The sequence below is a fragment of the Pseudokineococcus marinus genome, assembly GCF_013004605.1.
GTDB lineage: Bacteria > Actinomycetota > Actinomycetes > Actinomycetales > Quadrisphaeraceae > Pseudokineococcus > Pseudokineococcus marinus.
On the sequence record NZ_JABEMA010000082.1, the window covers coordinates 1 to 11,919 of the forward strand.

The following is an 11,919-nucleotide window of genomic DNA, read 5'->3' on the forward strand; positions in this document are numbered from 1 at the left end:
CGGCGCCACCCCCGCCGGCCCGGCGGCCGCGGGCTACCCTTCCCCCGACGAGCGCGCCCGGCCCGGTGGTGCGCGAGCGCGAGGAGCCCTGGGCCCCGGCCCGCCCATGACGCAGCCCCACGAGACCTCCCCCCGCCGCCCCGGCGGAGCGCGCCCCGAGACCGGGCGGACCCGCCACACCGTCGTCGTGCCGCCCGAGGTGTCGATGCTGTCGCTGCTCGGCAGCGGGGACCAGCTGCTCCGCGTCGTCGAGCGCTCGTTCCCCGAGCTCGACGTGCACGTGCGCGGCGACGAGATCACCGCCTCCGGGCCGGCGCCCGAGGTGGCGCTGCTCGAGCGCCTCGTCGACGAGCTGTCCGCCGTCGTCGCCGCCGGCCAGGTGCTGACCCCCGACGCCGTCGAGCGGTCGGTCGCGATGCTGCGCCGGGCGACGAGCGAGCGGCCCGCCGACGTCCTCACGCTCGACGTCCTGTCCTCGCGCGGGCGCACCATCCGCCCCAAGACCCTGGGGCAGAAGCGGTACGTCGACGCCATCGAGGAGCAGACGGTCGTCTTCGGCATCGGCCCCGCCGGCACGGGCAAGACCTACCTCGCCATGGCCAAGGCCGTACAGGCGCTGCAGGCCAAGCAGGTCACGCGCATCGTCCTCACGCGCCCTGCCGTCGAGGCGGGGGAGCGGCTCGGCTTCCTGCCGGGCACGCTCACCGAGAAGATCGACCCCTACCTGCGGCCGCTGTACGACGCCCTGGGCGACATGCTCGACCCGGAGCAGGTGCCGCGGCTGCTGGCCGCGGGGACGATCGAGGTGGCTCCGCTCGCCTACATGCGCGGGCGCACCCTCAACGACGCCTTCATCATCCTCGACGAGGCGCAGAACACCTCGGCCGAGCAGATGAAGATGTTCCTCACGCGCCTGGGCTTCGGCTCGAAGATGGTCGTCACCGGTGACGTCACGCAGGTCGACCTCCCGAGCGGCACCGAGTCGGGCCTGCGCGTCGTGCAGGAGATCCTCGACGGCGTCGACGGGGTCGCCTTCGCCCGCCTCGAGGCCGGCGACGTCGTCCGCCACAAGCTCGTCAGCGACATCGTCGAGGCCTACGGCCGGTGGGACGCGCGCCGGGGCGCCACCGCGCCCGACGGCCAGCGCCGCGACGTCCGGGGCCCGCGCCGGTCGGCGCCCGCCCGCAGCGCGCCGCGGGAGTCACCCGCACCGGCCGCCGAGGACGCCGGCGCATGAGCGTCGAGGTCGCCAACGAGACGGCGCACGCCGTCGACGAGCGCGAGCTCGCCGACCTCGCCCGCCACGTCCTCGACGCCCTCCACGTGCACCCGCGCGCGGAGCTGTCCGTCCTCGTCGTCGACGAGGAGGCGATGGCGGCCCTGCACGTGCAGCACATGGGCGAGGAGGGGCCGACCGACGTCCTGTCCTTCCCCATGGACGAGCTCCGGCCGGGCACCGACGCCGAGCCGAGCCCCCCGGGGCTGCTCGGCGACGTCGTCCTGTGCCCCGACGTCGCGGCCCGCCAGGCCCGGGCGGCCGGGCACTCGACGGCCGACGAGCTCCTGCTGCTGACGACGCACGGCGTCCTGCACCTGCTGGGCTACGACCACGCCGAGCCGGAGGAGGAGCGCGCCATGTTCGCCCTCCAGCGCCAGCTGCTCCTCGAGTTCCTCGGGCAGCGCCGGTGAGCCCGCGCCCGCCCTCCGGCGGTCCGGACGACCGCGCCGACGACCTCGACGACGACGACGTCCCCCCGCCCGGCGTCCCCGCCTCGGCCGTGGTCACCGGCTCCTCGCTGCCGGCCGTCCCCGAGGGCTACCGCAGCGGCTTCGCCTGCTTCGTCGGGCGCCCGAACGCGGGCAAGTCGACGCTGACCAACGCTCTCGTCGGCACGAAGGTCGCGATCACCTCGAGCCGTCCTCAGACGACGCGGCACACCGTCCGCGGCATCCTCCACCGCCCGCAGGCGCAGCTGGTGCTCGTGGACACCCCCGGGCTGCACCGGCCCCGCACGCTGCTCGGCCAGCGCCTCAACGACCTCGTCCTCGCGACGCTCGCGGAGGTGGACGTCATCGGCTTCTGCCTGCCCGCCGACCAGCCGGTGGGGCCGGGGGACCGCTGGATCGCCGCGCAGCTGCAGCCGCTGAGCGAGGGCCGGCGCGGCACCCCCGTCGTCGCCGTCGTCACCAAGACCGACCTCGTGACCCGCGACCGGCTCGCCCAGCACCTCGTGGAGGTCGCCGAGCTCCTGCCGGGGGCCGACGTCGTGCCCGTCTCCGCCACCGGGGGCCAGCAGGTCGACGTCGTCGAGGAGGTCCTCCTCGGCCACCTGCCCGAGGGCCCGCCGATGTACCCCGACGGCGAGCTCACCGACGAGCCGGAGGCCGTCATGGTCGCCGAGCTCGTGCGCGAGGCCGCTCTCGAGGGCGTGCGCGACGAGCTGCCGCACAGCCTCGCCGTCGTCGTCGAGGAGATGGGCCCGCGGCCCGCGGCGGACGGCGGCGAGCGCGCCGACGGCATGCTCGACGTCCACGTGCAGCTCTTCGTCGAGCGCGACTCGCAGAAGGGCATCGTCATCGGCAAGGGCGGCTCCCGGCTGCGCGAGGTCGGCACGCAGGCGCGCGCCGGCATCGAGGCGCTGCTCGGCGTGCCCGTCTTCCTCGACCTGCGGGTCAAGGTCGCCAAGGACTGGCAGCGCGACCCGCGCAAGCTCCAGCGCCTCGGCTTCTGAGGTCGCCCGTCGCGAGGGCCGGCCGCGGCCGTCGCTGGTGACCCGCCGCCCGGTGGCGCGTCCCGCGTCGGCAGGACGCTCCCGCGGCACCGCCGCCCGCTGAGGGCCGCGCGCCCGCGTCGCGGCTACGGCGCGCGACCTCCGGGGCGTCCGGCACGTCGTCGGGCACGCGCACGGGACCGGCCTCGGCGGGGCGCGGGCGGTCGGAAGGGTGCAGCCGGACGGCGAGCAGCGCGACGTCGTCCTCGGGGCGCGCCGGCAGCATGCGCGCCAGCACGTCGTCGCACAGGGAGTCGAGGTCCGGGGACCGGGTGGCGAGGTCGCGCAGCACGTCCGCCAGGCGGTCGAGGCCCTGCTGGAGGGACTCGCCGCGCCGCTCCACCAGGCCGTCGGTGTGCAGCAGGACCGTCGCGCCCTCCTCGAGCAGGACCTCGTTCGTGCTGCGGTGGGCGTCGGGCGCGACCCCGAGGAGCAGCTCCGGGCGCGGGGCCGTGAGCGGGCGCACGGCGCCGTCGGCGGAGACGAGCACGGGGGGCGGGTGACCGGCGTTCGACCACCGCAGGAGGGCGGTCCTCCGCGGACCGTCGGGCGGGAGCTCGAGGCGGGCGACCACGGCGGTGGCGGTCGTGCCGACCTGCAGGGTCACCATGGCCTGGTCCACGCCGGAGAGGACCTCCGCGGGCCCGGCCCCGGTGGCCACCGCGACGCCGCGCAGCAGCGACCGCACCTGGCTCATGGCCGCGGCCGCCTCGGTGTCGTGGCCCAGCACGTCGCCGATGGAGAGGGTGGTCGTGCCGTCCGGCTGGAGGAAGGCGTCGTACCAGTCCCCGCCCACCTGGGCCGCCTCCGCAGCCGGCGCGTAGCGCACGACGACCTGGGTGTGGTCGGGCTGGGCGGGGGCGCTGAGCAGGGAGCGCTGCAGCGCCTCCGCGAGCTCGCGGTGGCGGCGGGCGAGCCGGGCGTTGTCGAGGGCGAGCCCGGCCCGTCCCGCGACGTCCGTCGCGGTGGCGAGCTCCTCGGGACCGATGGGGGCGCGGGCGGCACCGCTGACGAGCGAGAGCACCCCGAGCGTGCGGCCCCGCGCGCGCAGCGGCAGCACGACCAGGGACGCCGGCTCCAGCTCGTGGACGAGGTCCTGCGCCCGGCCCGGGGCCAGGACCGACGCGAGGTGCTCCTGCGCCCGCTCGCCGACGACCTGCGGACCGTCGCTCGTCAGCGCCCCCTCGAGGAGCGGGTCGGAGGTGAGGGCCGACTGCCGTAGGGCGGCGTACTCGGCCACGAGCGCCCGGGCGGCGGGGTCCTCGTGCCAGGCCGAGACGACGCGGAGGGAGCGGGCGGTGCGGGCCCGCCGGTCGTCCGCGACGAGGCTGACGACGCACCAGTCCGCGAGGACCGGGACCAGCAGCCGTGAGAGGCGCACGAGGGCGTCCTCGGCGTCCTCGGTGGCGGCCATCTCGCTCGTCGCGCGCGCCAGCAGCTGGGCGCGCGCCGTGGCGCGTCCGAGGTCGGCGACCAGGTGCTCGAGCTCGCGCGTGCGCGAGAACAGGTCGGCCTCCACCTGCTCCGCCCGCTCGCGGAGCCGGTCGCTGCGCTCCGTCGAGAGCCGGACGTCCTCGCGCGCCCGGACGTACTCGGTGATGTCGTCCGCACGGTGGAGCAGCAGCACCACCTCGCCGTGCTCGTCCAGGAGGGGGACGTTGCGCGGGCTCCAGTACCGCTCGACGTAGCTCCCGTCGGGCATCCGGATGTCGTACTTCTGGATCGCCATGGTGTGCGGTCGGCGCGTGTCGCGGGCGACGGCGAGGGACTCGCGGAGGTTGACCAGGCCGTCCCCGCCCGGGTCGTCGGGGTTCAGCGGGAAGACGTCGAAGAGGCCGCGGCCGACGGTGCCCTCGAGCGTCGTCGCCGTCGCCTCGAGGCGCGCGCGGTTCGCGGCGACGATGACGAGGTCCGGGGTGAGCAGCAGGAGCGGTGTCGGCGTCTCGTCGAAGACCTGCCGGAAGTCCGGCTCAGGCACCCTCCGCATGCGTCCCGTCCACCTCGTCGTCCCGCAGGTGCTCGGCCGTCGTCTCGTCCGCGCGCTCGGATCCTGGGCCGTGGCGCCGCCCGCCCCGTGCGGCACGGGCTCGGTGCCCGGGAGGGCGTCCGGCCCCCGGCGCGGGCGGTGCGTCCGCCGAGGCCCGGGGGGCGGCTCCGGGGAGGGGCGGCGCTCGACGCCGTGCCGTGGGGCGCCGCGTCGACTGACGACGCGTCGGATGTCAAGCTATCTTGACGTCATGGCGGAGGTGGGTGCCTTGCAGGACCTCGTGGGCCGCGCCGGCGGGGACGACCCGCTGGCGGCGCTGGCGGCCCTGGCCGCGGCGCGGCGCGAGCTGGAGCGGCTGGAGGAGCTGCAGGTCCGCCGTGCGCGCGTCGCCTCGGCGAGCTGGGCGTCGATCGCGCTCGCCCTCGGCGTGAGCCGCCAGGCCGTGCACCAGCGCTTCCGGCTCAGCCGCTGGTGCGACCGGTGAGCGCCGGGGCGACGGCGCGCACCGCCCCCGACGGGGCCGAGGACGGCGCGCCCCCGCCGCGCGTGGGGCTGGCGACCCTGCTGCCGTACCTGCGGGAGCACCGGGGGACGCTGCTCGTGGTGGCCGCGGTCTCCCTCGTGGGCGCGGCCGCCGCCCTCGCCCAGCCGCTGCTCGTCGGCCGCGTCATCACCGCCGTGGAGGCGGGCGACGCCGTCGCGCCGGTCGTGGCCGTGCTCGTCGGGGTCCTGCTCGGGGCGTCCCTGCTCGGGGCGGTGCAGCAGTACCTGCTGCAGCGGACCGCCGAGGGCGTCGTCCTGTCGACGCGCCGCAGCCTCGTCGCGCGGGTCCTGCGCCTGCCGCTGGCCGAGCTCGACCAGCGGCGCACCGGCGACCTCGTCTCGCGCGTCGGCTCGGACACGACGCTGCTGCGCGCGGTCGTCACCTCCGGGCTCGTCGAGGTCGTCAGCTCGGTCGTCGTCGTGGTCGGCGCCGTGGTGGCGATGGCGGTCGTGGACGTCGTCCTGCTCGCGGTGACGCTCACGGCCGTGGCCGTCGGCATGACGGCGGCGATCTCCGTCGCCCGGCGCCTGCGGGCGCTCGCGCTGGCCTCGCAGCAGCGCGTCGGGGAGATGAGCTCGGCCGTGGAGCGCGCCCTGTCCGCCGTGCGGACCATCCGCGCCAGCGGCGCCACCGACCGCGAGGTCGACGCGGTGGGCGCCAGCGCCCGCGCGGCCTACGACGCCGGGGTGCGCGCCGCGCGCACGGGCGCCGTCGTGTCGCCGGTGGTGGGGGTCGCCGTGCAGGGCTCCTTCATCGCCGTCCTCGGCGTGGGCGGCTACCGCGTGGCGGGCGGGGCGCTCACCGTCGCCGAGCTCGTCTCCTTCATCCTCTTCCTCTTCCTGCTCGTCATGCCGCTGGGGCAGCTGGTCTCGGCCTTCGCCCAGCTGCAGCTCGGGCTCGGCGCGCTCACGCGCATCGAGGAGGTGCTGCGCCTGCCCGAGGAGGACCCGGGCCCGGTCTCGGCGCCGGCGGGACGAGCCGGTGCGCCGCTGCTGGAGCTCCGGGACGTCTCCTTCACCTACCCCGACGGCACCCGCGTGCTCGACCGCGTGAGCCTGGCCGTCCCGCGGGGCGCCCGGACGGCCCTGGTGGGGCCCTCGGGCGCCGGCAAGTCGACCCTGCTGTCCCTCGTCGAGCGCTTCTCGGACGTCACGGGCGGCGCGGTGCTCGTCGACGGCGTCGACGTCCGGGAGCTCCCGCGTGCGGCGCTGCGCGCCCGGCTCGGCTACGTCGAGCAGGAGGCCCCGGTGCTGGCCGGGACGCTGCGCGAGAACCTCGTGCTGGCCGCGCCCGACGCCGGCGACGACGAGCTGGCGGCCGTGCTCGCCGCCGTCGGGCTGACCGGGGTCGCCACCCGGAGCCCGGCGGGCCTCGACGCGCCGGTGGGGGAGGGCGGCGTGCTGCTCTCCGGGGGTGAGCGCCAGCGCCTGGCCATCTCCCGCTCGCTGCTCGCCCGGCCCGAGCTGCTCCTGCTCGACGAGCCGACCGCGAGCCTCGACGCGCGCAACGAGAGGGCCCTGCAGGACGCGCTCGACGCCGTCGCCGAGCGCACGACGCTCCTCGTCGTCGCCCACCGGCTGTCCACCGTCGTCGGGTCCGACCAGATCGTCGTCCTCGACGGCGGTCGGGTCGTCGGCGTCGGGACGCACGCCGAGCTGCTGGAGACCACGCCGCTCTACCGGGAGCTCGCGGCGACGCAGCTGCTCGTCTGACCGGCGCGCGCCCGCCGGGTCCGGGGCGCGCTACCGTTCCCCCGTGCGCGCGAGCCTCCTCCTCGGCTGCCGCGGCGAGGGCCTCTAGTCATCGGCCCCCTCGTCGCGGAGTCCTGCGCACGCCGCAGCCGCCGCCGGTGACGACGCCCGGACCGCCCGGTCCGGCCGCAGCCACCGCCCCCAGACGAGGACGAGATGCGCGACTCCCAGAAGCCCTCCGCCATGCCGGTCGCCCGGTACCGCCCCTTCCACGAGCAGATCCGCGTCGAGCTGCCCGACCGGACGTGGCCGACCAAGCGGCTCGAGCGGGCCCCGCAGTGGTGCGCCGTCGACCTGCGCGACGGCAACCAGGCGCTCATCGACCCCATGAGCCCGGCGCGCAAGCTGCGCATGTTCCAGCTGCTCGTGCGCATGGGCTACAAGGAGATCGAGGTCGGCTTCCCCTCGGCGAGCCAGGCCGACTTCGACTTCGTGCGCCAGCTCGTCGAGGGCGACCTCATCCCCGACGACGTGACGATCCAGGTGCTCACCCAGGCGCGCGACCACCTCGTCGAGCGCACCTACGAGGCCATCGCGGGCGCGCCGCGCGCGATCGTCCACCTCTACAACTCCACCTCCGTCCTCCAGCGCGAGGTCGTCTTCGGCCTCGACGAGGACGGCGTCCTCGACATCGCCCTGCAGGGCGCGCGGCTGTGCCGCAAGCTCGAGGAGACCGTCCCGGAGACGCGCATCACCTACGAGTACTCGCCGGAGTCCTTCACCGGCACCGAGCTGGAGTACGCGGCGCGGGTCTGCAACGAGGTGCTCGCCGTCTTCGAGGCCTCCGCCGAGCGGCCGGTCATCATCAACCTGCCCGCCACGGTCGAGATGGCCTCGCCCAACGTCTACGCCGACGCGATCGAGTGGATGGGCCGCCACCTCGTGCCCCGCGAGGGCGTCATCCTCTCCCTGCACCCGCACAACGACCGCGGCACCGCCGTCGCGGCGGCCGAGCTGGGCCTGCTGGCCGGGGCCGACCGCGTCGAGGGCTGCCTCTTCGGCAACGGCGAGCGCACCGGCAACGTCTGCCTCGTCACCCTCGGGATGAACCTCGTCACGCAGGGTGTCGACGCGATGATCGACTTCTCGGACGTCGACGAGGTGCGGCGCACGGTCGAGTACTGCAACCAGCTGCCCGTGCCGGAGCGCCACCCGTACGGCGGCGACCTCGTCTACACGGCGTTCTCCGGCTCGCACCAGGACGCCATCAAGAAGGGCTTCGACGCCATGGCGCGCCGCGCCGCCGCCGAGGGCGTCGACGTCCGCGAGCTCACGTGGGCGGTGCCCTACCTGCCGGTCGACCCCAAGGACGTCGGCCGCTCCTACGAGGCGGTCGTCCGGGTCAACAGCCAGTCCGGCAAGGGCGGCGTGGCCTACCTCATGAAGACCGAGCACCAGCTCGACCTGCCCCGCCGCCTGCAGATCGAGCTCTCGGGCATCGTGCAGGCGCAGACCGACGCCTCCGGCGGGGAGGTGGACGCCGCCCGCCTCTGGGAGATCTTCGAGCACGCCTACCTCCCGGCCGGCGACCCCGGGCGCGCCTGGGGCCGCTACGCCCTGCGGGGGATGCGCCAGCAGAGCGAGGTCGACGGCGCCGCCCGCCTGTCGGTCGACGTCACCGACCGCGGCGAGCCGCGCGTCCTCGAGGGCCTCGGCAACGGCCCCATCGACGCCCTCGTCGAGGCGCTGCACGCGGACGGCGTCGACGTCCGCGTCCTCGACTACGCCGAGCACGCCCTGTCCGAGGGCGGCGACGCCCGCGCCGCCGCCTTCGTCGAGTGCGAGGTCGGCGACCGGGTGCTGTGGGGCGTCGGGATCGACGCCAACACCGTCGTCGCGTCGCTGCGCGCGGTGCTCTCGGCGGTCAACCGGGCGCTCTGAGCCGTCGGGCCCACGACGCCCGGCGAGGGCGTCGACCGGGGACGCGCAGCTGTGCCCGCACGCCGCGCGAGCACGGCTGCGCGTCCGCGTCCCGTCCTCCGGTCCCGCCGTCCGCACCTGCTGCCACCACGTCGCCGCCGCCCCTCGTCGGCGGAGCACTGACCACGACGGGTGACGGCGCGACGGCCGTGTCGTCGGACCGCTCACCTAGTGTTGACGCGGCGTCGATGCAGGACGCGAGCGGTCGTGCGGCCGCGCCGGGGGCTCCGCGCCCCCGCGGCGGGCGGAGGAGGTGGCGTGGGCGAGCTGGTCGTGGCGGACGTCTTCGGTCCCTTCGACCTCATCAGCGACCGCGCCCACCAGCTCTACGCCGACGGCGACCCCGCCGCCGCCGTCCGGGCCTGCGACGAGGCCCTGCCGCTCGTCCGGGCGGCGGGCGACGTCGCCACCGAGCGCTTCCTCTGCTACTCGCGCGGCGTCAGCCTGCGCGAGCTCGGCCGGTACGCCGAGGTGGTCGCCCAGTCCCAGGAGCTGCTCGTCCTGGCGGCGGACGACCCGCTGTGGCGGGCGAAGGCGCTCGCCCTGCTCGCCGAGGCCAGCGCCGTGCTCGGCAGCACCTCGACCGCGCTCGACCACGTGGCCGAGGGCCTCGACCTGGTCGACGCCGGCCCGGGTGGCTACAACCGGCTCTCGGCCCGCATGGCCCTGGCCATCACCCTCGAGGCGCTGAGCCTCCACGGCTCGGCCGAGGAGGTCTTCCTCGACCTGCTCGACCCCCGCGAGCCCTACCGCGAGTTCGTCCTCGAGGAGGCGTGCGCGCTGCGCGCCGCCTGGGCCGCCGGCGCTGGTCTGCTCGGCGAGGACGCCGAGGCCGGCCGCCACCACCTGGCGGTCGCCGAGCGGGCCCTCGGCCTGCGCCGCGCCGCCGAGGCGGCGGGGGACGCCCACGCCGTCGTCCGCGCCGACGTCTACCTCGCGCTGGCGCTGCAGTCCTTCGGCGACGACGACGCCGCCTGGTCGCTCGTCGGCGACCCGGGCGTGCTCGACGTCCTCAGCCCCGCCGGGACCGACCGGCTCGTCGCCCTCGTCGTCCGCGGGCGGGCCCTGCTGCGCCGCGGCGACACGGTCGGCGCCCGCCCGCTGCTCGAGCGCGCCGTGGAGCTGGGGCGGCGCAGCCGGAGGGACGTCTGGCGGTGGGCGGCCGTCGAGGCGCTCGCGGACCTCGACGTCGTCGAGCACGGCGACCACCCGGCGGTGAGCCGCTACCGCGAGCACGTGCGGGGGCTGCTGCGCCGGCTGCGCCGCGACAGCGCCGGCCGCGCCGCCGAGCTCGTCTCGCGGCGCCGCGTGCGCCAGCTCGAGGACGAGCGCGACGGCGTCCACCGCGCCGCCCTCACCGACCCCCTCACCGGGCTGGGCAACCGCCGCGCGCTGCTCCAGGTGCTCGAGACCGCCCCGGAGCTCCTCGGGGCCGTCTTCGTCGACGTCGACCACTTCAAGGACGTCAACGACCGCTTCTCGCACGACGCCGGCGACCGGGTGCTCGTGCGCGTCGCGGAGATGCTCGTGACGGCGTGCCGCTCCTCCGAGCTCGTCGTCCGCTACGGCGGCGACGAGTTCGTCGTCCTCGTCGTCGACGAGCCGTCGGTGGCCGAGGCGATCGCCCACCGCGTCCTCGAGGCCGTGCGGGCCCACGACTGGGAGCAGATCGCCCCCGGGCTGCGCGTCACGGTCTCCGTCGGCGTCGAGGCGGGCGCGGCCGTGGCCTCGGCCCTGTCCTCCGCCGACTCGGCCCTCTACGCGGCCAAGCGCGGCGGCCGCGACCGCATCGTCGTGGCCGCCCCGGGCGGGACGCCGTCGCCCGACCGCGGCGAGCTGCCCGGGCCCCGGGGTGTGCGCCTGCCCCCGCCGACGGCGTCGACGGACGACGCGCCGCGCACGGGGCCCTGAGGGTCGGGGCGGCCGGACGGCGGGCGGGCGGGGGACGCCCGTCGACGCCGGACGGCGGGGCGCTGCGGGCGCACGGGCCCCGCGGGGGCACCATGGGGGTGTGGTGACCCGCCGGTGAAGCTGTACCGCGACGAGGCCGTCGTCCTGCGCACGCAGAAGATCGGCGAGGCCGACCGCGTCATCACCCTGCTAACGCGCACCTCGGGGCGGGTGCGGGCGGTGGCCAAGGGCGTGCGCCGCACGACCAGCCGCTTCGGCGCCCGGCTGGAGCCGTGCATGCTCGCCGACGTCCAGCTGCACCGCGGGCGCAGCCTCGACGTCGTCACCCAGGTGCTCACGCTCGCGCCCTACGCGCGCGCCGTCGCCGACGACTACCCCCGGTACACCGCGGCCGCGGCCATGCTCGAGACGGCGGAGCGGCTGACGCCGGAGGAGCGCGAGCCCGCCACCCAGCAGTTCCTGCTCCTCGTCGGCGGCCTGCGGGCGCTCGTGGGCCCGCCGCACGCGCCGGTCCGCCGGCCGCCGGGGCTCGTGCTCGACGCCTTCATCGTGCGGTCCATGGCCGTGGCCGGGTGGGGCGCCAGCTTCGACGCCTGCGCCCGGTGCGGCGAGCCCGGCCCGCACCGCGGGTTCGCCGTCGCGGCCGGGGGAGCGGTGTGCCGCTCCTGCCGCCCGCCGGGCGCCGCGGCGCCGGCCCCGGAGTCGCTGCAGCTGCTCGGGGCGCTGCTCGCCGGGGACTGGGACGGCGCCGTCGCGAGCACCGAGCGGGACCGCCGCGAGGCCAGCGGCCTGGCGGCGGCCTACCCGCAGTGGCACCTCGAGCGCGGGATCCGCTCGCTGCCCCTCGTCGACCGCACCCCCGAGGCGCCGCCCGCCCCCGACGGCCGTCAGCCCGACGGCGGTCCGCCCGACGGCGCTCCCCACCACGGGGCCCCCGACGCGACCGAGCCCGAGGAGCTCGCGGCGGTCGCGCCCCTGCTCGACCGCCTGCCGCCGCAGCCGCCGCCCGCCAGAGCCGCCGAGGTCGTGCGGTCG

At 76.8% G+C, this 11,919-nt stretch carries 8 protein-coding genes and 1 pseudogene; 8 read left to right on the top strand and 1 reads right to left on the bottom strand.

The window, feature by feature from the left end; all coding sequences use genetic code 11:
• Positions 1–106: 106 nt before the first annotated feature.
• From HLB09_RS07445 to era, 3 genes are all read left to right on the top strand, one after another.
• The gene (locus HLB09_RS07445; protein ID WP_171202764.1) at positions 107–1,237 is read left to right on the top strand and encodes a PhoH family protein; all 1,131 of its coding nucleotides are present in this window, start codon (positions 107–109) and stop codon (positions 1,235–1,237) included.
• The gene (gene ybeY / locus HLB09_RS17775; protein WP_212770705.1) at positions 1,234–1,689 is read left to right on the top strand and encodes an rRNA maturation RNase YbeY; all 456 of its coding nucleotides are present in this window, start codon (positions 1,234–1,236) and stop codon (positions 1,687–1,689) included. Before HLB09_RS07445 ends, ybeY begins: the two co-directional genes overlap by 4 nt.
• Positions 1,690–1,796: 107 nt before the next feature.
• The gene (era, locus tag HLB09_RS07450; protein ID WP_212770707.1) at positions 1,797–2,732 is read left to right on the top strand and encodes a GTPase Era; all 936 of its coding nucleotides are present in this window, start codon (positions 1,797–1,799) and stop codon (positions 2,730–2,732) included.
• Here era and HLB09_RS07455 read toward each other — a convergent pair.
• Complete coding sequence (locus HLB09_RS07455) at positions 2,674–4,758, bottom strand: SpoIIE family protein phosphatase (RefSeq protein WP_171202766.1); 2,085 nt, start codon at positions 4,756–4,758, stop codon at positions 2,674–2,676. The genes era and HLB09_RS07455 overlap by 59 nt on opposite strands.
• A 250-nt stretch (positions 4,759–5,008) precedes the next feature.
• Between HLB09_RS07455 and HLB09_RS07460 the strand changes: the two genes are divergently transcribed.
• The 5 genes and pseudogenes from HLB09_RS07460 to recO form a co-directional block, all read left to right on the top strand.
• A complete protein-coding gene (locus tag HLB09_RS07460; protein WP_171202767.1) occupies positions 5,009–5,242 on the top strand; it encodes a hypothetical protein in 234 nt (77 codons plus the stop codon).
• Entirely contained in the window at positions 5,239–7,014 is a 1,776-nt protein-coding gene (locus HLB09_RS07465; RefSeq protein WP_212770706.1) for an ABC transporter ATP-binding protein, read from the top strand. Before HLB09_RS07460 ends, HLB09_RS07465 begins: the two co-directional genes overlap by 4 nt.
• Before the next feature lie 195 nt (positions 7,015–7,209).
• Positions 7,210–8,934, top strand: coding sequence for a 2-isopropylmalate synthase (leuA, locus tag HLB09_RS07470; protein ID WP_171202768.1), 1,725 nt, complete (start codon positions 7,210–7,212; stop codon positions 8,932–8,934).
• 297 nt (positions 8,935–9,231) lie between these two features.
• Positions 9,232–10,884, top strand: coding sequence for a diguanylate cyclase (locus tag HLB09_RS07475; protein ID WP_171202769.1), 1,653 nt, complete (start codon positions 9,232–9,234; stop codon positions 10,882–10,884).
• 114 nt (positions 10,885–10,998) lie between these two features.
• A pseudogene (gene recO / locus HLB09_RS07480) lies at positions 10,999–11,739 on the top strand (DNA repair protein RecO); the annotation flags it as partial.
• Positions 11,740–11,919 lie beyond the last annotated feature (180 nt).

Bases quoted from the DNA above. Each gene is read 5' to 3' on its own strand.
- leuA (WP_171202768.1), top strand. From the start codon at position 7,210: ATGCGCGACTCCCAGAAGCCCTCCGCCATGCCGGTCGCCCGGTACCGC.
- ybeY (WP_212770705.1), top strand. From the start codon at position 1,234: ATGAGCGTCGAGGTCGCCAACGAGACGGCGCACGCCGTCGACGAGCGC.
- HLB09_RS07455 (WP_171202766.1), bottom strand. From the start codon at position 4,758: ATGCGGAGGGTGCCTGAGCCGGACTTCCGGCAGGTCTTCGACGAGACG.
- HLB09_RS07445 (WP_171202764.1), top strand. From the start codon at position 107: ATGACGCAGCCCCACGAGACCTCCCCCCGCCGCCCCGGCGGAGCGCGC.
- HLB09_RS07460 (WP_171202767.1), top strand. From the start codon at position 5,009: ATGGCGGAGGTGGGTGCCTTGCAGGACCTCGTGGGCCGCGCCGGCGGG.